This is a genomic window from Enterovirga sp. GCM10030262, from assembly GCF_042666435.1.
Taxonomy (GTDB): Bacteria; Pseudomonadota; Alphaproteobacteria; order Sphingomonadales; family Sphingomonadaceae; genus Allosphingosinicella.
The window spans coordinates 83,156-106,388 of record NZ_JBHTDC010000001.1; the positions used below are offsets into that span (position 1 = coordinate 83,156).

Annotated in this window: 18 protein-coding genes; 11 read left to right on the forward strand and 7 right to left on the reverse strand. The window is 66.4% G+C overall.

What is annotated here, in order from left to right; genetic code table 11:
* Positions 1 to 10: 10 nt before the first annotated feature.
* Genes ACFQRC_RS00435 through ACFQRC_RS00455 form a run of 5 tightly spaced genes read right to left on the reverse strand, consistent with a single transcriptional unit; the run spans position 11 to position 3,233 of the window.
* Positions 11 to 1,147 (reverse strand): GNAT family N-acetyltransferase, encoded by a 1,137-nt coding sequence (locus tag ACFQRC_RS00435; protein ID WP_379956617.1) that lies wholly within the window; start codon positions 1,145 to 1,147, stop codon positions 11 to 13.
* Complete coding sequence (locus ACFQRC_RS00440; RefSeq protein ID WP_379956619.1) at positions 1,144 to 1,887, reverse strand: glycerophosphodiester phosphodiesterase family protein; 744 nt, start codon at positions 1,885 to 1,887, stop codon at positions 1,144 to 1,146. The genes ACFQRC_RS00435 and ACFQRC_RS00440 overlap by 4 nt, the downstream gene beginning before the upstream one ends.
* Entirely contained in the window at positions 1,859 to 2,326 is a 468-nt protein-coding gene (locus tag ACFQRC_RS00445; protein ID WP_379956621.1) for a RidA family protein, read from the reverse strand. The genes ACFQRC_RS00440 and ACFQRC_RS00445 overlap by 29 nt, the downstream gene beginning before the upstream one ends.
* A gap of 32 nt (positions 2,327 to 2,358) precedes the next feature.
* Positions 2,359 to 2,985 (reverse strand): hypothetical protein, encoded by a 627-nt coding sequence (locus ACFQRC_RS00450; RefSeq protein WP_379956623.1) that lies wholly within the window; start codon positions 2,983 to 2,985, stop codon positions 2,359 to 2,361.
* Positions 2,982 to 3,233 carry a DUF3572 family protein gene (locus tag ACFQRC_RS00455; RefSeq protein WP_379956625.1) on the reverse strand — a complete coding sequence of 84 codons (252 nt, stop codon included), beginning with the start codon at positions 3,231 to 3,233 and terminating at the stop codon, positions 2,982 to 2,984. Before ACFQRC_RS00455 ends, ACFQRC_RS00450 begins: the two co-directional genes overlap by 4 nt.
* 60 nt (positions 3,234 to 3,293) lie before the next feature.
* Here ACFQRC_RS00455 and ACFQRC_RS00460 point away from each other — a divergent pair, with 60 nt between their 5' ends.
* Positions 3,294 to 3,836 (forward strand): response regulator, encoded by a 543-nt coding sequence (locus ACFQRC_RS00460; RefSeq protein WP_379956627.1) that lies wholly within the window; start codon positions 3,294 to 3,296, stop codon positions 3,834 to 3,836.
* A gap of 24 nt (positions 3,837 to 3,860) precedes the next feature.
* Here ACFQRC_RS00460 and rpmG read toward each other — a convergent pair whose 3' ends face one another.
* On the reverse strand, positions 3,861 to 4,028 hold the full coding sequence (gene rpmG, locus ACFQRC_RS00465; RefSeq protein WP_322830194.1) for a 50S ribosomal protein L33: 168 nt from the start codon (positions 4,026 to 4,028) through the stop codon (positions 3,861 to 3,863).
* A gap of 176 nt (positions 4,029 to 4,204) precedes the next feature.
* Here rpmG and ACFQRC_RS00470 point away from each other — a divergent pair, with 176 nt between their 5' ends.
* From ACFQRC_RS00470 to ACFQRC_RS00480, 3 genes are all read left to right on the forward strand, one after another.
* Positions 4,205 to 4,531, forward strand: a complete 327-nt coding sequence (locus ACFQRC_RS00470; RefSeq protein WP_379956629.1) for a hypothetical protein — start codon at positions 4,205 to 4,207, stop codon at positions 4,529 to 4,531.
* Positions 4,532 to 4,538: 7 nt separating this feature from the next.
* On the forward strand, positions 4,539 to 5,105 hold the full coding sequence (locus ACFQRC_RS00475) for a TMEM165/GDT1 family protein (protein WP_379956631.1): 567 nt from the start codon (positions 4,539 to 4,541) through the stop codon (positions 5,103 to 5,105).
* A 263-nt stretch (positions 5,106 to 5,368) separates the two neighbouring features.
* Entirely contained in the window at positions 5,369 to 6,976 is a 1,608-nt protein-coding gene (locus ACFQRC_RS00480; RefSeq protein WP_379956633.1) for a cisplatin damage response ATP-dependent DNA ligase, read from the forward strand.
* Between the two features lie 104 nt (positions 6,977 to 7,080).
* Here the strand turns inward: ACFQRC_RS00480 and ACFQRC_RS00485 are convergent, their stop codons facing one another.
* On the reverse strand, positions 7,081 to 15,432 hold the full coding sequence (locus ACFQRC_RS00485; protein WP_379956635.1) for an Ig-like domain-containing protein: 8,352 nt from the start codon (positions 15,430 to 15,432) through the stop codon (positions 7,081 to 7,083).
* A gap of 446 nt (positions 15,433 to 15,878) precedes the next feature.
* On the opposite strand from ACFQRC_RS00485, the gene ACFQRC_RS00490 reads away from it, so the two are divergent.
* The 7 genes from ACFQRC_RS00490 to ACFQRC_RS00520 all read left to right on the forward strand — a co-directional run bounded on the left by ACFQRC_RS00490 (position 15,879) and on the right by ACFQRC_RS00520 (position 23,233).
* A complete protein-coding gene (locus ACFQRC_RS00490; RefSeq protein ID WP_379956637.1) occupies positions 15,879 to 16,406 on the forward strand; it encodes a phage tail protein in 528 nt (175 codons plus the stop codon).
* 39 nt (positions 16,407 to 16,445) lie between these two features.
* A complete protein-coding gene (locus tag ACFQRC_RS00495; RefSeq protein WP_379956639.1) occupies positions 16,446 to 16,985 on the forward strand; it encodes a phage tail protein in 540 nt (179 codons plus the stop codon).
* 42 nt (positions 16,986 to 17,027) lie between these two features.
* A complete protein-coding gene (locus ACFQRC_RS00500) occupies positions 17,028 to 17,564 on the forward strand; it encodes a phage tail protein (protein WP_379956641.1) in 537 nt (178 codons plus the stop codon).
* A 127-nt stretch (positions 17,565 to 17,691) separates the two neighbouring features.
* Positions 17,692 to 19,449 carry an HAD-IA family hydrolase gene (locus tag ACFQRC_RS00505; protein WP_379956643.1) on the forward strand — a complete coding sequence of 586 codons (1,758 nt, stop codon included), beginning with the start codon at positions 17,692 to 17,694 and terminating at the stop codon, positions 19,447 to 19,449.
* On the forward strand, positions 19,449 to 19,961 hold the full coding sequence (locus ACFQRC_RS00510) for a gluconate 2-dehydrogenase subunit 3 family protein (RefSeq protein WP_379956645.1): 513 nt from the start codon (positions 19,449 to 19,451) through the stop codon (positions 19,959 to 19,961). The genes ACFQRC_RS00505 and ACFQRC_RS00510 overlap by 1 nt, the downstream gene beginning before the upstream one ends.
* Before the next feature lie 12 nt (positions 19,962 to 19,973).
* A complete protein-coding gene (locus ACFQRC_RS00515) occupies positions 19,974 to 21,752 on the forward strand; it encodes a GMC oxidoreductase (protein WP_379956647.1) in 1,779 nt (592 codons plus the stop codon).
* Positions 21,749 to 23,233: a Dabb family protein gene (locus ACFQRC_RS00520; protein WP_379956649.1), complete on the forward strand. Its 1,485-nt coding sequence runs from the start codon at positions 21,749 to 21,751 to the stop codon at positions 23,231 to 23,233. Before ACFQRC_RS00515 ends, ACFQRC_RS00520 begins: the two co-directional genes overlap by 4 nt.

Here is a 23,233-nt window from a genome sequence, read left to right on the forward strand (position 1 = left end):
TGTGCAAGCCTCAAGCCTTGCGGAACGGCGTCAGCTCTTCCAGCGCGCGCATCTCGTGCGTCACCGCCTCGCGCTCGTGCCGGAGATACTCCGCCACCGCCTCGCGCAGCCCAGGATCGGCGAGATAATGGGCGGAGAAGGTCGGCACGGGACGGTAGCCGCGGCTCAATTTGTGGCCGCCCTGCGCGCCCGCCTCGACTCGGCTAAGTCCGCGCGCAATGGCGGCGTCTATCGCCTGATAATAGCAGAGTTCGAAATGCAGGCCCGGCACTTCCTCGGTCGCGCCCCAATAGCGGCCGTAGAGCGTGTCCGTGCCGACGAGGTTGAGCGCGCCCGCGATCGGCTCGCCGTCGCGGAGCGCGAGGATGAGCAGCAGCCGGTCGGCCATCCGTTCGCCCAGCAGCGAGAAGAAGGCGCGGGTGAGGTAAGGTCGGCCCCATTTGCGGGCGCCGGTATCCTGGTAGAAGATCCAGAACGCGTCCCAATGCCGCTCGGTGATCGCCTCGCCGGTGAGATGCTCGACGGTCAGCCCCTCGACAGCCGCCGCCCGCTCCTTGCGGATCGCCTTGCGCTTGCGCGACGAGAGCGTGGCGAGGAAATCCTCGAAATCCGCATAATCCTCATTATGCCAATGGAACTGGCTGTCGATCCGGATCAGCCAGCCGGCGCGCTCGAACAAAGGCACCTCTTCTTCCGTGATGAAGGTGGCGTGAGCGGAGGAGAGGCCGTTGCCGCTCACGATCTGCTCCGCCGCTCCGATCAGAGCAGGCGCGAGCGCCGCATTCCGCGTCAGCAATCGCCGCCCAGGCACCGGCGTGAAGGGCACCGCGATCTGCAGCTTCGGATAATAGCTTCCGCCCGCCCGCTCGAACGCATCCGCCCAGCCATGGTCGAACACATATTCGCCCTGGCTGTGGCTCTTGGCATAAGCCGGCATCACCGCCGCCGGCTTGCCGTCCGGCCCGTCGATCGCGATCGGTACGGGCTGCCAGCCGGTACGCACGGTGGCGCTCCCCGATTCCTCCAGCGCCGAGAGGAAGGCGTGGGTCGTGAATGGATTGTCGGCGCCCGCGCAGGCGTCCCAGCCGTCGGCATCGAAGGCCGCCACGCCGTCGCGGATGCGGGCGGTGACGTCGCCGTCGCTCATCGCGGCGCCGACAGCTCGTGGATGATCTGGTCGGCGTGGCGACGCGCCGTGTCCAGATGGCCCTCCGTGCGAACGGTCCAGGTCATGACGGGCATTCCGCCGGCGCGGGCGCGGGCGGCGAAGCGGGAAGGGAGGTCGCGTATGTCACAGGCCAGGAAATGGGGCCGCGCCCGCCAAAGGGCAAAAAGCCGCTCGATCCGGCCGCGAACGCCCTCTTTGTCCTGCTCGGTGACGACGAGGCCGCGCGTGACTCGCGGCGCGTGGCTGGCGAACCATCCGCCAACCTCTGGATTGAACGACATCACGCCCACCGCGCCCTCATAGCCGTCGAGCGCGCGGAGCACCGAGCGGCAGAGGCGCGCGACCGCCCGGTCGGGGGTCTTCACCTCGATCAGCAGCGGCACGCGCGCGGCGATCAGAGACAGGATTTCGAGCAGATCGGGGATCGTCTCGCCTGTCGCGCCGAGATTGATGACCTTCAGTTCCGCCGTCGCCCGATCGGCCACCTTTCCCGCGGCGGCGGTCAGCCGATCCAGCTCGTAATCGTGAAAGACGATGGCGTCGCCGTCGCGGCTCGCCTGGACGTCGAGCTCGATACCCTGACCCGCGGCGATGGCAGCCTCGAAGGCGGCGCGGCTATTCTCTATCCGCCCATCGCCATGGAGGCCGCGATGGGCGAAGGGGCGGGCGATCAGCTCCGCCAGCGCCTCGTCAATCGGCCTTGATGGCGACGATCGCATCAATCTCGACCGCGGCGCCGAGCGGCAGCGCCGGCACGCCGACCGCGCTGCGGGCATGGCGGCCGGATTCGCCGAAAATCTGCTCCATCAGCTCCGATGCGCCGTTGGCGACCTTGGGCTGGTCGGTGAAGCGGGCGTCGCTGCTGACGAACACGCCGAGCTTCACGATCCGCTCGACCCGGTCGAGGCCGCCCAGCGCCTTGTTGATCTGGGCGAGCAGCATGATGCCGCAGGCGCGCGCGGCCCTGTAGCCATAATCGATGTCCCGGTCCTCGCCGAGGCGGCCGGTCATCAACTCGCCTCCGTCGAACGGAAGCTGGCCCGAAATATGGAGAAGCCCGGCGGCCTCCACGGCAGGCACGTACGCCGCAACGGGCGCGGCGGGGGCGGGCAGGGCGATGCCAAGGGCGGCGAGGCGGTCTGAGATGCTGTCGGTCATGTGCGTTCGTAAGCACCCCGACCCGGTCGGGGTCAAGCCTCGGCGCGTCCTTCGCCAAAGCGCGCCATGATCCAGTCTTGTGCTTCACTCCATTCGTCGATGCGGGCGTGGGCGTGCGGGGCGGGGGGCATGTGGATGGCGGCGTCGGGTTCGGCGATCATGTGGAGGCGCCAGACGTCGGGCGCGTGCTTCGCCACCGATTCATGGTGGATGGCGAGATCGTCGACGAAGACGGTGGCGCTGGGCTGCATCTCCTCGACCAGCTCCAGCACCGGCCGCCCCTTGCCGCCGCGGTTGCACAAGACTCGGTGGCGGATGTCGAAGGCTTCGAGCTGGGCGACGCGGCTGCCATGATATTCGTCGCCGATATTGGTGAGGATGACGATGTCGGCGACCTCGCCGATCGTCGCCAGCGCCTCGATTGCGCCGGGGACGACATTCTGCCGGTGCATCTCGCTGTCGAAGAAGCCGTCGAGCAGGGGCCAGATGCGCTCCTCGGCCACCGGCGCGCCGGTCGCCTTGTCGCGGACGGCGTCGCGAAAGCTGGTCGCGTCGAGCGCGAGGGAGAATCCGTGCGCGTCGCCGATCCAGTCCGCGAAATGGCGGAGCATGTGGAGCAGCACCTCGTCGCAATCGCTGATCAGGAGGGGACGGCTCAACGCTCCAGCCCCCGCCGAGCATCGACCAGATCGGCCGGCGCGATGCCCAGATGGTCGGCGCAGGCAACAAGGTCGGGTTCGTGCGCCTCCAGGAAGCGCAGGGTGGCGGCGAGCAGCCCCGGTTCGCCGATCCGGGCGCGCAGATCGTCGGGCGCGAGGCCGGTGAGGGCGAGCAGCCGCTCGGCGCGGGCGTCGTCGCTCAATGTCCAGCCGAGGGCGCCGAGCGCCAGCGCCGCCGCATTATCCATGTTTGTTTCCTGAATCTTCATCGCCTAAGGTGCCTGAAGGGAGCTTCCAGAGGCTAGCGCGTGCCGAAAAAGATACTCGTTGTCGAGGACAACGAACTCAATCTGAAGCTCTTCTGCGATCTGCTCCGGGCCCATGGCTATGAAGCGGAACCCGTGAGGGACGGCCGCGAGGCGATGGCGACCGCGCGGGAATTCGTGCCCGACCTCATCGTCATGGACATCCAGATGCCCCATATCAGCGGGCTGGAGCTGATCGAATTGCTGAAAGCCGACGAGGCGCTGAAGGCGATTCCAATCATGGCGGTCACCGCTTATGCCGCGAAGGGCGACGAAGAACGCATCCGCGACGCGGGCGCCGAAGGCTATGTGTCCAAGCCGATCTCGGTCATCCGCTTCGTCGAGGCGGTGGCGGCTTTGCTGGCGGCGGCGGAGCACCGGGAAGGTGACGGCGCCGCCGAAGAAGCGCAAGTCCATCATCCCGGCGACGTTGCCGAAAACGGGGGAGCCCGTCATTCCGGCGCAGGCCGGAATCCAGACGACACTGGAGGGGAAGAGGGAGAGAAAGAGGATCCCGGCCGTTCGCCGGATAACGCGGGAACCTGAAGGCCGGGGCCGACAGGTTGCGCGTCACTTGATCTTGGCTTCCTTGAACTCGACATGCTTGCGCACGCGCGGGTCGTATTTGCGGAAGGTCATCTTCTCGGTGATGTTCCGCGGGTTCTTCTTGGTCACGTAGAAAAAGCCGGTGTCGGCGGTGCTGACGAGCTTGATCTTGACGGTTGCTGGCTTGGCCATGGCAGCCTCTTGAAAAGGGGGGTCTGTCGAAAAATAAAAGCGGCGTCGCCGCCGCTCATATGCGCGGCCGGCCTCTGCCCCGATCCGCGCCTTCTGTCAAGGGCAAGGCGTCCTTAACCGGCCTGTAACTCAATAGGTGCATCCTCGCCCCATCGACGATGGCAAGGACGCGGAACATGCGGGCCGAACATGATGCGATGATGGTGGTGAGGGCCGAATTGTGCGAGCGGCTCGAGAGCGTGCAGCGCCTGTCGCGCCGACGCTCGGGACAGGATTTCACCGAATCCATGATGTCCATCCGCAGGCTCGCCGCCGCTTATGGCCTGACCCCCGTGGTGCGGCTGGCCGAAGCGATGGAGCGCGCCGCGGCCGAAGGCGGTCGCAATGGCTGCCCGACCGCCCTCTATCTCGACCGCTTCCACGACGCCATCGGCTGCGACAGCGACGACGACCAGGCGAGCCAGGCGATGATCGCGTCGGTATCGGTGCGCCTCGGCGGCTGACTTTCCAATGGATGCGCTGCTCACCACCTTCGTGGCCGCCGCGCTGGCCGAATTCGGCGACAAGACCCAGCTTCTCGTCGCCGCCTTCGCGATCCGCTACCGCCGCGCCGGCCTTATCCTGCTGGGCGTCGCGGTCGCGGCGCTCGCCAACAGCCTGATCGCGGCGACCGGCGGAATCCTGCTCGCCGATTTCATCACGTCCCAGGCCGTTTCGCTGCTCGTGGCGCTGGCCTTGGTCTATGCCGGATTCAGCGGTCTTATTGGCTCGAAGCAGCCCCGGATGGGCGCGGGCTGGAAGACCGGCGCCTTCATCACCACCACCATCTGCTTCTTCCTGCTGGAATTCGGCGACAAAACGCAGGTCCTGACCCTCGCGCTCGCCGCCCGGTTCGACGCCTTCGCGCTCGCCGCGCTCGGGGCTGCGGCGGGAGTCGTGGCGGCCAACGCGCCCGCCGCCTTGCTCGCGGACAAATTGCCGGCAATTCTGCCGATGCGGGGGCTGCGGATCGGCATCGGAGCCGTCCTGTTGCTCGCCGGCTTCATGGTCGCGATCAGCGCCCTCGGACTGGTCTGAGAGGTCCCAAGCGCCCGCAGCACCCGGATCAGAAAACCAGGTTGATGAGCCCGCTGATGACGAGCAGTCCCAGGATGGCGAGGATGATGATGATACAGCCGATTGCCCGCAGCATGTGAGCTCTCCTTTCCCCCGTTCCGCGTTCAACCCCCGCAGAGGCCACGCCGTTCCGAATGACATTGTTCGCTCGGCGGCCGTAGCGTCGGCGCAAACATGATCGGAGGCGCTGCATCCGCGGAGGCGTTCCGTTCGTTACGCCGCCGATGCGTGAATTCTCCCAGCTCCTCGATGGTCTCGTCTACACCCGCTCGCGCAACGCGAAGCTGAAGCTGATCGGCGACTATCTGAAGCGCATGCCCGATCCCGATCGCGGCTATGCGCTGGCGGCGCTCACCGGCGAGCTCGACCTGCCGGCGGTAAAGCCCGCCGCCGTGCGGGCGATCGCCGAGGAACGGGTCGATCCGGTGCTGCTCCATATGAGCCGCGACTATGTCGGCGACATGGCCGAGACGGTGTCCCTGCTCTGGCCGAAGGCGATCGACCAGCCGGCGGACGTGGACGACGGCACGCTCCGCCTGTCCAATGTCGTCGAGAGATTGTCGAGCCTCGGACGGTCGGAGGCGCCGGCCGCGCTCGCCCACATGCTCGACCATCTCGACGCCAGCGGACGCTATGCGCTGCTCAAGCTCGCCACCGGGGCGTTGCGCATCGGCGTGTCGGCGCGGCTTGCCAAGCTGGCGCTCGCCCAGGCCTTCGGTCTCGATGTCGACGCGGTCGAGGAGGTCTGGCACGGCATCGGTCCGCCTTATGCGCCGCTCTTCGCCTGGGCGGAGGGGAGGGGGGAGCAGCCGACCGCCCGCGACGTGCCGGTCTTCCGCCCCTTCATGCTCGCCCATCCGCTGGAGGATCTGCGGGTGTCGATGGAGGAATATGCCGCCGAATGGAAATGGGACGGCATCCGCGTCCAGATCGTCCGGGTGGCGGGCGAGACGCGGCTCTATAGCCGGGCCGGGGACGATGTCAGCCGGAGCTTTCCCGACGTCGCCGACGCGTTCGATGCCGACGGCGCGGTCGATGGCGAGCTGCTCGTCAAGGGCGCGTCGCAGGGCGCGGATGCCCATGGCGGCGCGGCGGCGAGCTTCAATGCGCTGCAACAGCGGCTGGGGCGCAAGACCGTCTCGGCGCGGATGCTCGGCGATTATCCGGCCTTCGTTCGGCTTTACGACCTATTGTTCGACGGCGACGTGGATATCCGCCCGCTGGGCTGGGAGCAGCGCCGGGCGAGGCTGGAGGCCTTCGTCGCCCGTCTCGATCCCGGTCGCTTCGATCTGTCCGCCCTCATCCCCGCCGAGAATTTCGAGCGGCTGGAGGAGATACGCGGGGGCGCCCGCGACGCGGCGATCGAGGGGGTGATGCTGAAGCGGCGGGACAGCCCTTATGTGGCGGGGCGCAAGGCGGGCCACTGGTACAAATGGAAGCGCGAGCCGCTCGTCGCCGACTGCGTGCTGATGTACGCGCAGCGCGGGAGCGGCAAAAGGTCTTCCTTCTATTCCGATTTCACCTTCGGCTGCTGGACGGAGGAGGGGGAGCTGCTGCCCGTCGGCAAGGCCTATTTCGGCTTTACCGACGAGGAGCTGGCATGGCTCGACCGCTTCGTCCGCAACAATACGACGCAGCGCTTCGGGCCGGTGCGCGAAGTGGCGAAGATTCTTGTGCTGGAAGTCGCCTTCGATTCCATCCATTCGAGCAAGCGCCACAAATCCGGGCTCGCGATGCGTTTCCCGCGCATCTCCCGGATCAGGCGCGACAAGCCGGCTTCCGAAGCGGACCATGTCGAGACCTTGCGGCGAATGGCCGCGTCACCGGCCTGAGCCGCCGCGCAAATGGTCTCGCGCCAGCCCCTCGCGGCGCTTGCCGTGGCCAGCATGTGGACGCTGGCGGGGAGAGCAGCCGGCAGTGCGGACGGCACTCCCGCCTAAAGCCCGAAATCTCCCACGAACAACTGCGTGACGCCCTCGACCCGGATGTAGAAATCGGCGATCTGGTCTCCATTGACGTCGCCCTGGAGGAGAGAGTCGCCCTGGACGACCTGGAAGCGCAGCTCCCCGGCCGCGCCAGAGAAGGCGGCGGTGCCGACGAAGGCGAATCCCTCGTCCGCCGGCGTTCCGGTGTCGGCGTCGATCTGCTTCAGGTGAATCGTATCGCCTTCCGCCCGGTTGAAGTCGGTGATCCGGTCGGCCTGACCGGCGATCGTGCTGGCATCGCCGTCGGCGAACAGGAACAGGTCCGCGCCCGCGCCGCCGGTCATCGTATCGCGCTGCCCGCCGCCGACGAGGCGGTCGTCGCCGTCGCCGCCGAGCAGGATATCGGCCGCATCGCCGCCAAAGAGAAGATCCGCGCCGATCCCGCCCTCCAGCGTGTCGGCTCCCCGTCCGCCGGTGAGCCAGTCGTTGCCGTCGCCGCCGCGCAGGGTGTCGGTGCCGATTTCGCCGAGCAGCCGGTCGTCGTCGGCGCCGCCCTCCAGCGTGTCCGCGCCGTTGCCGCCGATCAGGAGATCCTCTCCCGCCAGACCTTCGAGCACATCGTCGCCGCCAGTCCCGATGACGAGGTTATCCAGATCATTGCCAATTCCGCTCCGCGCCGAGCCGAACAGCCGCAGCTCTTCGACATGGTCCGCGAGAGCATGATCGACATAGGCCTTGGCCTGGTCATAGCCTTCGTTCTCGAACTCCAGAACCGCGTCGCCGGCGTTGCGGACGTAATAGATGTCGTTGCCCAGGCCGCCCTGGAGGAGGTTGAAACCGGCCTGGCCGTTGATGACGTCATCGCCCTGGCCGCCGATCAGCCAATCGTCGCAGCCGCCGCCGGTGAGCCGGAACGATCCGTCGGTCTCGGCCGAGCCGTCGAACCATAATTCTTCCAGCGGGCTCAGCCGGATGGCTGTCACGATCAGCGTTTCGCCTGCCGCGACCGTCTCGTCGGCCGTGGTCAGCGTGTAGCTGTTGCCGGTCATCAGCGAGATGACCTCGATTCCCCGCATGGTGCCGGAATTGAAGACGACCTCGTTGAAATAGTCACCGTCCAGCCGGACGATGTCGCGGCCGTCGCCGCCGTCCACGCCGTCGAATTCGGTGAAGTGGCCGTTGAACTTGAAGATGTCGTCGCCGCCCAGGCCCTGGACAGTGTCGTTGCCGCCTCTTCCGAGCAGGAAATGATCGGCGCCGGTCGTGCCGGTGATCACGTCGTCGCCGGCGCTGCCGAACAGGCGATTGGGATCGGTGGCGAGGCCGGTCACGATGATCTTCACGGTCGCGGTGGCGCCGTCCGCCAGCGTATATTCGAACGTGTCGACCTTGCGGTCGTTGAGCGCGCCCGATCCGAACTCGGTGAGATTGTCGAAGGCTCCGTTGGGATCGTAATCGAACGTGCCGTCGGCGTTGAGCGTGAGCAAGGCGCCGGAGGCGAGATTGATCGTCTGGCCGACATTGACGCCGGCGCCCTCGACCGTGGCGACTTCGAGCGTGTCGTCGGCGTCGCTGTCATTGGCGAAGACGTCGCCGCCGATAATGGCGCTGGCTTCGTCGGTGGTGAAGCTGTCGTCGCCGGCATTGCCCGGATCGTCGACGGCGGCAAGGTTGACGATCGCGGTCGCGGTGCCGGTCTGGGCGCCGCCATCGCCGTCCACTATTGTATAGGTAATGGTCCGCGCCGCAGCCGAGGGGTCGTCGGAGACGTTGCTGTAGGAGATCTGGCGGAGCAGCGCCTCGACCGCGACTGGCGTCGCGGAGGCGTTGAAGTCGATCTCCAGCGGGTCGGAACCGCTCGTCCCGCCGCTGAAGGTACCGATGACGATGCCCTCATAGCTGACGTCCGCGCCGGACACGCCGATCTGGCCCGCGCCGCCGCCCACAGGATTGATCGTCAGCCGGTCGTCGCCGTCGCCGTTGGCGGTGATCCCGACCGTCATCGAGCCGCCGTCGAAATCGGCGGAATCGGGATCGGCGAGTGTTGCATCGGGCGCGACCGGGGTGGCCGGATCATTCTCGGTATAGGCGAGAACCGCCTCGCTGCCGGCCGCGACGCCGTTGAGGTCCAGAACCGGCGTGTCATTGGCCGCCGCGACGCTCACGTCCCGGGTGACGGCAATGCTGGTGTCGTCACCGTCGTCGATCGAGAAGCTGACCGTCCGCGTCGCGGTGTTCGGCGTGTCCGAGCTGTTGGTATAGGTGACCGCTTGCAGCGCCGCCTGCCATTGCGCCGCCGTCGCCGCGCCGGCCGAGGTGAGCGTGAGGATTCCGCCGGCATAGCTGCTGACGATGATGTCGCCGAATGTGACGCTGGACGTGTTGTCGAACGCGAGGACGTCCTCGCCCGCCTGGAAATTGCCGGTGATCGAGACGGTGGCGCTCTCGAACGCGGTGTCGTCGATATCCGTCAGCGTCAATGCGGCGTCGATCGCGACGGGCGTCGAGACGGCATTGGCGCCTTCCGTGAAGGCGGTGGTGCCGGCGGTGGCGGCGAGCTCCGGCGCGTCGTTGACCGCGGCCAGGTCGATGGCGACCGTGTCGGTGACCAGCTCGGAGAGCGTCAGCGACAGATTGTCGGCATAGCCGTCCGTATAGATGCCTTCATCATGGGCCGCCGACAGCAAAACCTCGATCGAGCGGGTGCCGGGGGGCAGCAGTGCCAAGGTGGCGTCGAGGAGGAGCTGGGTTTCGTCCGCGCGGTCCGTCGGCCCCGTGCCGCCGATCTCGGCCGTGCTCAGCTCGTCGCCGTTCACGTCGAGGAACCGCACCGTCAGCGTCATCGCGTCGGCCTGCGTCCCGAGGCCGCCGAAATAGCCGCTGACATTGGCGAGCATCGCGCCGCCGTCGATGGTCGCGGCATGGCCGCTGACGTCGATCGTCTGGGTGATGGCCGAGGAGGCCCCGCCTGGACCGCCGGCGAAGAAGTCGCTGCCGCCACTGATGGGCGCGCTGTCGTCGCCCGCGTTGATCAGGTTGGGATCGACCCCGCCGCTGGCATATTGAATCGCGGTGAGGCCGCCATTGCCCACTCGGGCCCAGCCGTCCGGCAGGACCGACCCGGTATAATCGGCGGCGCCGGTGCCGGTCTCCGCGCCCGGGTTGACGATCAGATTGGGACCGGTGAAGCCGTTGTCGTTGACGCTGATATTGAGATCGCGGCTGCCGTTCGAATCGGGCGCGCCGAGATAGGTCAGGCCTTCGAGCGCGGCGTTGACCGCCGCGGCGCCGCCGGTAATCGCCACCTGTCCGGTGCCGTCGCCGATCACGGCGAACAGGCCGGCGGTGGAGCCGAGCGTGAGGGTGCCGTCGGCAACCCCGAGGACGACCGAGATGAAGCCGCCGTCGAGATCGATGTCGGACACGGTGATGGCGTTGCCGTTGCCGCTGCTGAAGACGACGGCCACGTCTTCCGAGCCGCCTTGCGTCTCGGGCGCGACAAGCGCCGGCGCGTCGTTGATCGCGCCGACATCGAACGTGATGGTGTTGGCGCTCTGATCGGTGTCGACGCCGCCATTGGCGGTGCCGCCATCGTCCTTCACCTGGAAGGTGAAGCTGGCGTAATCGTCGCCATACCCGTTCGCGGCCGGCTGGTAGAACAGGTTCCCGGCGTCGATATCGGCGACCGATACCGCCTGGCCCGCGGAGACGGGGATGTTCAAGAACCCGATAGGCGGACCGAAATCGAAGCGAAGGAGGATCGTCCCCTCGGCCGGCAAGGTGGTGATGACCACCGACTGCAAGGCGTCGCCTTCGACGGGATCGGAGAAGCCGAAATCGCCCTGCTCGAACGTGTGGATCGCATCCTCGTCGATCCCGATCGTGTTGTCCGTGCCCTCGGGCTCGTCGTTGATCGGAGTGACGTTCACGTTGAGCAGGTTCGGCGTCGTGTCGGCATTCTGGCCGGCGCCGGTGGTGCCGCCGTCGTCGACCACGGTGAAGGTGATCGAGCCCGAGCCGTCACCGCTGACGTCGGCGTCGGGCACGAAGGTGAGCTTGCCCAGATCGATGTCGGTGACGAGATAGTCGCCGGTCGGGAAGCTGGTGATCGCGACCGGATCGTTCCCGCCCGCCCCGTCGGCGTCCCAGTAGAGGGTGCCGCCGGTCGGCGCGGCGCCGAAGCGGACCGCGCGGAAGGCATCGCCGTCCACGTCGCTGAATCCGAAATGGGCCGAGGTGAGCGTGTGAACGCTATCCTCGTTGATCGTGATCGTGCTGCTCATCCCGCTCGGTGAATCATTCTGCGCGACGACCTGGAGGTTGAATGAGAGGACATTGCTGTCGTCGTCGCCGTCATTGGCGCGGATCTGAATGGTCCGATTGTTCTCTGTCGGTTCCTCGGAGAGATTGTCGTAGGTCACCGCCCGTGCCGCCGCCTGGAACTGGGCGAGCGTCGCCGCGCCGCCTGCCGAAGTCAGCGTCAATGCGCCCGTCAGGCTGTCATAGCTGCCGGTGATGTCGCCGAACGTCACCGCATTGTCGTTGACGAAGGCGAGCACGTCTTCGGCCGACGCATGGTTGGCGGTGATCGCGACGGTGACGCTGCTCAGCGTCGTATCGTCGACGTCCGAAAGCGTGACCGTGTTGTTGACGAATATATGGTCGGCCGCGCCGTTGACGCCTTCGGCGAACACCCGCAGCGCCGTCGATCCGCCGACCACGCTGGGGTCGTTGACCGGATCGACGTCCACCGTGGTGGTGATGGGAAGCGTGTCCTGCCCGGTATTGGCGGTGCCATCGCCGTCGACCAGGGTCCAGGTGATCGTGCGGTCGCCGTCGGTCGGGTTGTCGCCGCCTATATTGTTGTAGGCGATCGCGCGTGCCAGCTCCGCGACCGCGGCCGGAGTCGCGTCGGCATCGAAAGTGACGGCGAGCGGGCCGCTGCTGTTGTGGCCCGTATAAGTGCCGATCTGTATGCCGTTCACGAACACGGCGGTCGCGTTGAACGAGACCGTGCCCGTCAGGCGGATCACCAGCCGGTCCTCGCCGGAAACAAGGCCGTCGGTGATCGCGACGGTCAGGCTGCCGCCGTCGAAATTGGCGCTGTCGACATCGGCGAAGGACGCGTTCGACCCCGCGTCGAGCAGGGCCGCCAAGGCCTGGCCCTCTGTCCAGGTGGCGGAATCACCCTGCAGCAGCGCCGAGGTCGGCGCGTCGTTGACGGGGGTGATGTCCTGGCTGAGCACGACGGTGCCGACCGAATAGACGGAGCCCGTGCCGGTAATCGGCGGCGCCGGGTTGAGATCGACCGTGCCGCCGTTAGTAATCGCCGGGCCGCCGGATTCGATCAGGTGGGCGGTCAGGGTTGGCGCGGCTCCGTTATAATTCAACGCCGGGTTGAAGCGGATGAGGGTCGCGGCGGTGAAGGTCTTGGCCGCGTCTGCCGAGGCCGCGCCGATATTCTCCCAGCTGTCGCCGTCCCAATATTGCCAATTGCCGTTCGCGTTCGAGCCGTTGGCGACGATGGCGATGCCGGCGAGCGTGTCTCCGGGCGTCCCGGTCGGGTTTGCCCCGCCTTGGTCCTGGTCGTCGAGCGCGTCGGAGAAGCTGGCGCCGAACAGGGTCGAGACCGAGGGAGCGGTCAAGTTGGTGAGCGGCTGGTCCTCCAATATGGTCGGCGCGTCCTGGGTCGTATCGATCACCGTCGGCGCGTCGTTGACGTCGGCGACGTTGAGCGACTTGACGTCGATATCGGCCTCGGAGGTGCCGTCTCCGGTGTCGCCCGGATCGTTGCCGTTGAGGCCGTTATCGTTGGTGGTGATGGTCAGCGGATCGGTGCCGTTGAAATTGGCGTTGGGCGTGTAGATGAGGGCGTTGGCCTGGTTGGAGCCGTTCACCGCCTCCAGCGTCTTGTTGATCTGGTTCTGGGTGCCGGTGAGGACCAAAGTCCCGGTGCCGTTGCCGGTCACCTCGCCCGCCGCCAGTCCGCCGGCGACGTCGGTACGGATGGTGAGCGTGCCGTTGGCGACGCTCAAAGTCACCGAAATGTCCTGGGTCGACGGATTGGCGTCGGGATCCGAGACCGAGATGCCGGTGACGGCGTTCGACGGCGCGACGACTGGCGGGCCTGCGCTCCCGGCCGTGCCGGTCGTGTCCTCGGTGAAGTTCATCGCCGCGCCGGCGACGTTGACCGGGGCGTCGTTGATGCCGACGACGTTGACGGTGACCCCCGCCGGATCGCTGTAGGCGAGGCCGTCGGTCACCTGGAAGGTGATGGTGCGGGTCGGGCTGAGGCCGAAGTCGGTCGGGTTGTCGCCCGAATTGGTGAAGGTGATGGTGTCGAGCACCGTCGCATATTGGGCATAGCTGGCGCTGCCGGTCAGCGTCAGGACGCCCGTGCTAGCATTGTAGCTGCCGGTGATGCCGCCGCTCAGGGTGAAGCCGAGCACGTCGCCGGGCTGGAAGCCGGTGATCGCGACCACCGCGCCCTTCAAATTGGTGGTGTCGAAATCGTTGATGGTCGGCGCGCCGCCGATGTTGAGCGGAGTTCCGGCCGCCGAATTGACGCCGGCCGTCTCGGTATAGGTGACGTTGTTGCTCGAAAGCGCGGTGATGACCGGCGCGTAATTGATCTCCATGCCCTTGACGGCGCCGTTGGCGGTCGGCTCGAAAATGTCGGCGAAATGGGTTGGCGCGCCGGTTCCGATCAGCGAGCCGGTCCAGATGTTGCCGCCATTCTCGTCGGTGAGGGGCGTCCCGTCGAACGCATGGTCGGTGCTCGACTGGTCGGTGAGATAATAGCGGTCGCCGATCGAATCGACCTCGATGTCGTGGAGCAGAGTGGTCGGGAAGCCCTGCGGCGTGTTGTGCGAACTGTTCCCCGGCTGCTGCCAGACCTCGGTCATCACCAGGGTCGTCATGTCGAGCTTGAACACGCCGCCGGTGCCGGCGGCGCCGAGCCGTCCGGTGACGAACCACACGGTGTTCGTATCGGGATCATAATCGATGCCGCGCACCGATCCTTCCACGTCGTCGATCCGGCCCGGCTGGTATCCCGCGTCCGGCGCTCCGGCATTGGCGATCGGGACGATCGCGTAATTCTCGACCAGGGGGTTCGGCGCGGCGGCGTTGAGCGGCGCCGTCAGCCGGACGATGTAATTGTGCAGCACCTGCCCGGCGCCGGCGTCGACGGTGACATAGGTGAAGTAAGCGGTGTTGTTCACCGTATCGATGACGAAATCCTCGATGCCGCCGGCGAAGCCGATCACCGGATCGGGGGCGAGGTCGATCGGGCCCCAGTCGCGAACGCTCCCGCCATTATAGTCGATCGACTTGAAATTGTGGCCGACAAGCAGGTCGCCTTCGGTGAAGAAGATGCGGTTGGTGTTCTTGTCGAGCTCGATGCCCTGGATGAACTTGTCGTCGTTCGAATCCGCGCTGTCGTTGTTATATTCGTAGACCGTCGTGAAGGTGGGCGTGCCGCCGGTGTTGGTGAGATCGGCGATATTGCCCTTCACGATGCGGGTGATGTCGGTGCCCTCGTTCATCACCGCGAACCAGACGCCGTCCTCGAGATCGAAGGCGATGTCCTCCATCGAGATGAAGGCCGGGTTGTCGCGCAGCAAGCGGGTCAGGTTGGCGCCGACGTTCGAGGCCTCGTCATTGTCGACGCGCACGATCGCGTCCGACTGGCCGCCGCCGGTCATCGCCCCGAACAATTGCATGTCGGGCGCGGTGAGCGGCCCGCTCAGGTTCACGTTGGCGCGGTCGTCGTAGAGCGTGCCGCCATTCTCGCCGATGTCGCTGCCGTGCCAGTTATTGGCCTCGTCGGCTATCTCCTGGAGCTGGTGCTGCGGGCTGCCGGTCGGATGGCCCCCGAACGAGGCATTGTCGTGGACCACGGTGATCGCCGTGCCGGCCGCTTCCGAAAGGCCGGTGTTGACGAGCGAGCCGTTGAACGTCGAATTCCCGTCGGCGATCTCGGCCGCGAACAGGAATTCGGTCGGCGTGTTGGCGTCGGTGCCCTGATAGGCGTAAATCGTCTCGCCCGTGGTGTCGCTAAGGTTGATGCCGGCGGCGGCGAGCTGGGCGGATGTGATGGTGATCACCGTCCCGACGGGAATGTCCGCTCCCGCCGTGTAGGTGAAGGTTCCCTCATTGGCGGCGTTGGTGAAGCTGCCGTCGTTGAGCATGGTGCTGCCGGCACGCGGCGTCCAGGTCCGGTCGGTGAAGTGGATGACGGTGCCGCTGCCGATCGGCGCCAGCACGACGAAGCGCAGAATGTCGTCGTCGGCCGTGTTGGTGTCGTCCGTGGCATAGGAAACCAGTGCCAAAGCGCCGGCGCGAAGCGTAGAAGCGACCATTTCCAGAACCCCTTATCGGCAGACCGCCCGCGCCCCCCGGCGCGAGCTCGATCTCGCGCCCCTCCCTTCGCACAGATTGGGGGGGCTTTCCACCGGAATCCCATGGTCATTCTTCGTTTCGGACCAGAAAACGCACGGCCAGGAGTCAATCATGTCAGCGACTTATCTGGAAAAGCGCCAATACAGGCCTCCGCCGCCCGCGGCCCTTTATTTGGCCCGTATCCGGGCAAAGCCGGTTTGACAGGCCAGCGGGTTGCGCCCACACTGCGCACACGATCCGAAGGAGGGGGAGTCGCACATGCCAATGTCGGCACGGCGTCGTCGCCAAATCGGCCGTAAACTGTCTCGCGACAGGGGGTTGCGGGGCAGGCGCGCGGGCGGTCACGGCTTTGCCGCGGCACCCGTCCGAGTCGAGCTTGAGCGGATTTAGGGAGAGGGAATAGTCGATGGGACAACCCTATGTCGGCGAGATACGCATGTTCGCGGGCAGTTTCGCGCCCAACGGATGGATGTTCTGCGAAGGACAGACGCTGCCCATCTCCGAGAACGATGTCCTGTTCGAGCTGATCGGCACCACTTATGGCGGCGACGGGGAGGAGACGTTCAACCTGCCCAATCTCGCCAGCCGCGTTCCCATACACATGGGCACCGGCCCCGACGGCACGACTTACCAGCTCGGCGAGATGGCGGGGACGGAGCAGGAAACGCTGACGATCCAGCAGATCCCCAGCCACACCCATCCGGGCCTCGCTTCAGCCACGGGCCAGGTTCAATCGCCCGCCAACGCCGTCCTCGCCACAGCCACCAGCGCGCAGACCGGCATTCGTATCTACAACACGACGACGCCCGACGTGCCGCTCCACCCTTCTGCCATCTCTCCGACCGGTGGAAGCCAGCCGCACGAGAACACCCAGCCGTTCCTGTGCATCAACTTCATCATCTCGCTGTTCGGGGTGTTTCCCAGCCAGACCTGAGAAGCGGCCGCGCTTCTTCTTTCTCTTCGGAGACCGTCAATGTCAGACCAGTTCCTCGCCGAAATCCGCATCTTCCCGTTCAACTTCGCGCCGACCGGCTGGGCGTTCTGCAACGGACAGCTGTTGCCGCTCTCGCAGAATACGGCGCTCTTCGCCTTGCTCGGCACCTTTTACGGCGGCGACGGCAAATCGACCTTCGCCTTGCCCAACATGCAGGACAATGCGCCGATGCAGCCGGGCCAGGGCCAGGGGCTCAGCGAGCGTTTCCTGGGCGAGATGTCGGGCGTGGAGTCGATCACCCTGCTCCAGAGCGAGATTCCGGCCCACACCCATTCGATGATGGCGCGCGGCGCGGCCGGGACGACTACCGACCCGCAAGGAGCGGCGCCCGCCAATATGAGCTGGCTCGCCGGCGCCTCGTTCGGTGCTGTCCGCGGCTATTCGACCCAGGCGGCCAACACCCCGATGAGCTTTACGCTCGCGGTCGCGGGCGGGGGGCTGCCTCACAACAATATGCAGCCTTATCTCACGCTCAATTACTGCATCGCCCTCCAGGGCATCTTCCCGCAACGGCCCTAGCCGCGCGGACCCGCTGCCGGTTGCATTTGAAGGAATCGTACGATGTCGGAACCCTTCCTCTCGGAGATCAAGATCGTCTCCTTCAACTTTCCGCCGAAGGGGTGGGCATTGGCCAATGGCCAGTTCCTGCCGATCAACCAGAACCAGGCGCTCTTCTCGCTGCTCGGCACGACCTATGGCGGCAACGGCCAGACGACCTTCGCGCTTCCGAATTTGAGAGGCAGGGTGCCGATCCATTTCGGCGGCGCTCATGATCTCGGCGAAGCGGCGGGCTCGACCTCGGTCACGATCACCCAGCAGAACATGGCGGCGCACACCCATTTCCCGAGCGCAAGGAACGATATCGGCGACACCAACATCCCAACGTCGAACACGGTTCTGGCGCAGGCGGTTGCGGTGCAGCAGGATCAGAGCACCCTGCCGGTCAGCATGTACAGCAACAGCAATGTACTGGACAAGGTCCTCCACCCGGCCTCGGTCAGCAATGTCGGCGGCAGTCAGCCGCACAACAATATGATGCCTTATCTGACGCTGAACTTCATCATCGCGCTCCAGGGCATCTTTCCCTCGAGGAACTGATCTCCGCCGGCCCTTGCGCCGGTCGGTCATTGCTCCGAAATGAAGCTATCTCCCATGTCCGCTCCGGGCCTCGCTCTGCTATGCCAAGTGCAGCAGAGCAAAGGCAAAATCGGGGTAGGGGCACGCCATGGCAGGTCCGTCGATCAAGGCCGTCTTCTTCGACATAAAGGACACTCTGGGCTACGTTGACAGCCCCGGCCATCTGGTCACCTACAAGCCCTCGACTCGCGACCTTCTTGAAACGACCCGGGACATACTCGGACTCCGGATCGGACTTATTACGAACCTGCCGGCCAACGTCAGCGCCGACATGGGCCGCAAGATGGTCGAGGAGGCGGGGCTGCTCGACTTCATCGGCCGCGACGACATCGTCATCAACCACGACGCCGGCGCCGACAAGCCCGCTCCGGAGATATTCGCCTATGCCGCCGACAGGCTGGGGCTGAAGCCGGAGGAATGCCTCTTCATCGGCGAGAACTTCGCCGAGGTAATGGGTGCCCAGGCCGCCGGGATGCGCGCCCAGCTCAAGCCCTGCCCGCCGGGCCGCGAGTTCATGCTGAAGGCAGTGGCGGCCCGGCCTTCCACCGACAAGGATAGCGGCCGCCTCTCCGAATTGCTCATGGAGGAGGAGCATCTGATCGGCCGCCGGCTGGTCATCGCCGCCGCCGACATCGCCAGGAAGATCGGCGCCGGCGACCCGCCTCCGCTCCGCGCCATGGGCCTGCTCGTCTATCTGCTCGACGAATATATCGACCGCTACCACCATGCGGTGGAGGAGAGGGTGCTGCTGCCGCTCGCCTTCGCGATGGGCTTCCCGCCGGCCGAAGCCGCCTATGTGTTCGACGACCATGAGATGTGCCGCGGCTATTTCCGCGCATTGGGCGCGGCGCTCGATCGCCTGCGTGCCGGCGAGGCCGGCGCCGCCGCCGATTTCAAGGCCGCGCTCGACGGCTTCGTCGTCCTCTACCGCGAGCATGCCAGGCGCGAGAATGACGAGACGCTGCCGCAACTCGGCGCCTGTCTCGGCGCCTATGACGACGCCGTCATCGTCGAGCTGATGGCCCGCTTCGGCCCCGGAGACCTCGGGCCCTGGCTGATGCTGATCGCCGACATCGAACGCGAACTGGACCTGAGCGTGGGAGGAACGGCAATGACCGAGATCAAGACCCTGGGCGTGGTCGCTTATCATCGCTGCGGCGAGCAGGACACGCTCGTCCCCTATGAGATATTGAAGCACACCGCGATGGTGCTCGCCGACAAGGGTAGGGCGCTGTCGGTCAAGCTCCTCCGCGTCGGCGAGGGTGACGGCCCGGTCGAGATGCAGATGGGGACGCGGGTGCTGCCGGACGGCGACCTGGAGCCGGAGGACATGTTCGACCTCCTCTTCGTTCCCGGCGGCCTCGGCAGCGGCGAGGCGAGCAAGGACGAGCGGATCATCGCCGCCGTCCGGCGCCACCACGAGGCGGGCAAGGTCGTGGCGACCAATTGCTCGGGCATCTCGATCCTGCACCGCGCCGGCATATTGGGCGACACGCCGGTGACCGCCGCTTCCACCGTCGCCCGACGGCTCAAGGAGGAAGGCGTCAAGCTGATCGAGCCGCGCACCATGTGGGCCGGCAGCAAGGGCGGCACGATCTGGACGTCCGCGGGGGGCAGCGGCGTCCATGGCAGCACGGTGGCGATGATCGCCCATTATTTCGGGCGCGAGGTCGGCCTCTATATCGGCATGGGCTGGGATACCTATCCCGCGCTCGGCGACCGCATCTTCGAGGAGCGCGGCCCCCAATATTACAGCTTCCCGGAGCTGGAGGCCGGCATCCAGGATGCCTTGGAGGATATGCTCCTGCCGAGGAAGGTGGCGCTCGCCGTCGAGGGCGCCGCCTGATGGCCTGGGATGCGGCCTTCCGCCTGCCCCAAGGCGAATTCTTCTCGCCGGTGCAGATGAAGCAGATCGAGGCCCTTTTCCGCGCCATCCAGCCGCGCGACCGGAGCCGCGGCATCCCCGGCTCCGACGATTGCGGCGCCGCCCGCTTTCTCGACCTGCTCCTCCAACGCCCCGCGGTCGGCGGAGACGTGAAGATCCACGACGATCTCGGCGCCTGGCAGGAGAGCTATCCGGTCTGGCTGGAGAAGCTCGACCAGGCGGCGATGACGCTGTTCGGCGCCGCGCTGGAGGCGCTGCCCGAGGAGAATGTCACCGCTTTGCTGCGGCAATTGGAGCAGCGCCAGATCGCTTCGTTCGGAACGGCCGCGGAGCAGCAGGCCGCGTTCGACACCATTTGGCGCCACTGTCTTCAGGGCTGCTGGTCCGACCCCCGCTGGGGCGGCAACCGCGACCGGATCATGTGGCGCTGGCTCGGCTATCTGCAGGAAGCGGAGCCGGTCCAGCTCGCTTGAGGAGGGGGAGGCATGACGGAGTTCGACCGACCGGACGCGATCATCGTCGGCAGCGGCGCCGGCGGCGCCACCGCCGCGCGGGCGCTCACCCAGCGCGGCTTTACCGTGGTCGTGCTGGAGAAAGGCGGCCCCAGCAACGCCGAGGACTTCATCCCGTTGGACGAGCTCCACTTCCTCGACCACAAGGCGCTGGTCCCGTCGAAGCGCGACGATCCGATGCTCTATGTCGACCTGTCCAAGGGCTCCGACGCGGCGCCCGAGGCGTCGGAACGGTGGTGGATCACCCACATGGTCGGCGGCTCGACCAACCAGTGGGAGGCCAATCTCCCGCGCTATACCGAGCCGGATTTCGCCGTCACCCGCTACCTGCGCGACGTGCCTTCGGACGTCAGCATGGTCGACTGGCCCTGGACCTATCAGGAGTTCCAGCCCTGGTTCGAGCGCGCGGAATGGGATTGGGGCGTCTCGGGCGCCGCCCGTCAGTCGCCGGCGCAGGAGCCGATGCGGGCCGGCTATGATTATCCGATGCCGCCGATCCGCGAGCATGGCTCGTCGCCCTTCCTGCGCTTCGTCTTCAACAAGGCGGGCATGTACCCCTATCGCAGCCCGCGCGGCATCAATTCACGGACGAATGACGGCCGGCCCGGCTGCCCCTTCTGCGGCTATTGCCAGGGGTTCGGCTGCGCTTCCAATTGCCGGTCGGGCGCGGCCGATACGGTGCTGCGCAAGGCGCTTTCGAGCGGCCGCTGCGAGCTGCGCACCGGCCACAACGTCCTGCGCATCCTCCACGAGCCGGCGCCGGGCAGCGAGCGCGGCCACCGCGCGGTCGGCGTCGAATATGTGACTCACCCCGGCGGCGAGCCGCAGACGTTGCGCGCGCCGATCGTGATCGTGTCCATCCAGGCGATCGAATCCGCGCGATTGTTCCTGCTGTCGGAAATCCCCAACGAGAACGGCCTCGTCGGCCGCTATCTGACCTACCACACCAAAGGCGACCTGGAATTCACCTTTCCCGACCAGCCGGTCTGGGGGTCGATGGATCCGACCTACCCCTATCAGCCGGCCACCTCGCTCGGCAGCCTGCAGCTGCGCGACCTCTACGTCATCAATGATCCCGCGGCGCCGGTGACCAAGGGCGGCAAATTCTCGATCTACGATCCGATCACGATCAACCCGCCCTTGAAAGCGCTCTACCGGACCGGAATGGCGCACGGCCCCAACCCGAAGTCCAGCCGCCTGTGGGGCCGACACCTTCAGGACAGGCTCGTGGAACTGCGGGAGAATGGCGGCGTCTCCTTCTCCTTCACCGGGGAGACCATGTCCTCCCACGACAACCGGGTCGAGCTGGCCGACGGCGCGGACGGACGGCCCGAAAGGCGCGACCCTTATGGGCAGCCGGCCGCGCTCACTTATTACAAGCATCACGATTACGACGTCGCGCTCAGCAAGTATGCGCTCGACCGGGTCGCCGACATCGTCGGCAACGCCGGCGGGATATTGCGCAGTCACCGGCCCCAGGGCCTGTCGAACCCCGGATACGGACACAATCACGGCACCTTGCGAGCGGGCCGGGACCGGGCGGCCTCGGTGCTCGACGCGGATTGCCAGTCGCATCAGGTGGCCGGGCTCTACGTCGTCGACGCCGCCTTCATGCCGACGGCCGGCGCGAGCAATCCGTCGCTGACCATGATCGCCAACGCTTACCGCGTCTGCGACACCATTCCGAGGCCCGACGCGCCAGCGGCGAGGAAGATCGAGCCGGTCGTCGAATTCACCCGGATAAGCGCGTGACGGAAGCAAGCGACACTCTCTTCCACGTCGTCCTCTACCGGCTCTCGGAGCAGACGAGCGACGCGCAGCTCGACCGGGTCGAGCGCGCCTTTCGCGATCTTCCGGGCACGGTCGAGGGCGTGGGCCAGGTCTGGACGGGGCGAAACGGCAGCAGCTCGCGCTTCGCCGCCGCCTGGGGGTTCGGCGTGGTCATGACATTGTCGGACGCGGAGGCGCGCGACCGCTTCCTCGTCCACGAGGCGCATCGCGCGATCTCGGAAGAAGCGGCGGACGGTTTCTACGACGACGTGGCGGTGTTCGATCTGGAAATCCGACGAGGGGGAGACAATCCGATGGCCGATCGCAGGAAGCTCTTGGTGAGCCTGTTCAATCCCGAAGAGGTCCGGGCGGCGGTGGCGGGCGGCGCCGACATCATCGATTGCGAGGACGCGACCGCCAAGGTCGGCATGTTCAAGCCGCGCACCATCGGCGACATTGCGTTCGCCGTCAGCCAGAACGACCCACAGCGGCGACTCCGGATCAGCGCCAATATCGGCTTCGATCTGCGCCTCTACCAGAATGGTCCGAGCGGCCGCGCGGTGGCGCGCTCGCTGGAGGAAGTGCAGGCCAAGGCGGCGCAGGAGGCGCTCGGCATCGCCGCCGCGATGGACACCGGCGAAGGGCGACCCAACATCGTCAAGTGCGGCATAGACGGCCTGCCCAGGGACTGGATCACGCCGGTGGTCGAGGCCGTGAAATCGGCCCTGTCGCAAAGCTCGCGCTTCCAGAACCATCAGGTGATCTGCGGCATCTTGGAAACGCATCGCCCCGCCTGGGAGGCGCGCAGGGGCGACGCGACGGTGATCAAGAACCTGATCGCGGTGGGGCAATTCCATTTCGATCCGGAGGGGACGATCGACATCAGGGACCACCTGACGCCGGAGCAGGCGGAAGCTCTCATGCGCGGCGTCACCGACAATCTTCGGGCCACCCTGGTCGAGCCTTACGATCCGGAGAGGCTCGACCTGCCGGCCGATGCCAAGGAACGGCTCAGGATGATGGTCGACCTCATCCGCGCGGGCGGCGCGGACGGCGTCATGATCGACACGCCGGTCCCCGCCAAGATGGCCAATATCTCGCTGGTCCGCCTGGCCGACAATCCCGGCGACCCGGAGCGGCTCGCCGATACCGGGACGAAGATCGGTGTGTTCGACGTTTCGACGCTGCGCTGGTTCTCGGAATATTGCGCCTATCGCTTCATGGAGACCTGGCTTGCCGGCTCCATCAATGCCGAGCATGCCGCCGCGCTCTCGAAGATCGAGCATGTCGATGTCGTGCTGAACCGCGGCTCTTCGTCGGAGGCGCTCCAGAAGCTTTACCCAGCACTAGATTCGGAGGGCGCATTCGAGGACATGGCCGACGCCCGCTTCAGCCGCCGCATCCGCGCGTCCAACGTCGCCGCGATGGCGGCCACTCTCGTACCCCGGCAGCAGGGAGGTTGA

Bases quoted from the DNA above. Each gene is read 5' to 3' on its own strand.
- ACFQRC_RS00485 (WP_379956635.1), bottom strand. From the start codon at position 15,432: ATGGTCGCTTCTACGCTTCGCGCCGGCGCTTTGGCACTGGTTTCCTAT.
- ACFQRC_RS00495 (WP_379956639.1), top strand. From the start codon at position 16,446: ATGTCAGACCAGTTCCTCGCCGAAATCCGCATCTTCCCGTTCAACTTC.
- ACFQRC_RS00455 (WP_379956625.1), bottom strand. From the start codon at position 3,233: ATGGATAATGCGGCGGCGCTGGCGCTCGGCGCCCTCGGCTGGACATTG.
- ACFQRC_RS00505 (WP_379956643.1), top strand. From the start codon at position 17,692: ATGGCAGGTCCGTCGATCAAGGCCGTCTTCTTCGACATAAAGGACACT.
- ACFQRC_RS00475 (WP_379956631.1), top strand. From the start codon at position 4,539: ATGGATGCGCTGCTCACCACCTTCGTGGCCGCCGCGCTGGCCGAATTC.
- ACFQRC_RS00500 (WP_379956641.1), top strand. From the start codon at position 17,028: ATGTCGGAACCCTTCCTCTCGGAGATCAAGATCGTCTCCTTCAACTTT.
- ACFQRC_RS00435 (WP_379956617.1), bottom strand. From the start codon at position 1,147: ATGAGCGACGGCGACGTCACCGCCCGCATCCGCGACGGCGTGGCGGCC.
- ACFQRC_RS00490 (WP_379956637.1), top strand. From the start codon at position 15,879: ATGGGACAACCCTATGTCGGCGAGATACGCATGTTCGCGGGCAGTTTC.
- ACFQRC_RS00470 (WP_379956629.1), top strand. From the start codon at position 4,205: ATGCGGGCCGAACATGATGCGATGATGGTGGTGAGGGCCGAATTGTGC.
- ACFQRC_RS00440 (WP_379956619.1), bottom strand. From the start codon at position 1,887: ATGCGATCGTCGCCATCAAGGCCGATTGACGAGGCGCTGGCGGAGCTG.
- ACFQRC_RS00480 (WP_379956633.1), top strand. From the start codon at position 5,369: ATGCGTGAATTCTCCCAGCTCCTCGATGGTCTCGTCTACACCCGCTCG.
- ACFQRC_RS00445 (WP_379956621.1), bottom strand. From the start codon at position 2,326: ATGACCGACAGCATCTCAGACCGCCTCGCCGCCCTTGGCATCGCCCTG.
- ACFQRC_RS00510 (WP_379956645.1), top strand. From the start codon at position 19,449: ATGGCCTGGGATGCGGCCTTCCGCCTGCCCCAAGGCGAATTCTTCTCG.
- ACFQRC_RS00515 (WP_379956647.1), top strand. From the start codon at position 19,974: ATGACGGAGTTCGACCGACCGGACGCGATCATCGTCGGCAGCGGCGCC.
- rpmG (WP_322830194.1), bottom strand. From the start codon at position 4,028: ATGGCCAAGCCAGCAACCGTCAAGATCAAGCTCGTCAGCACCGCCGAC.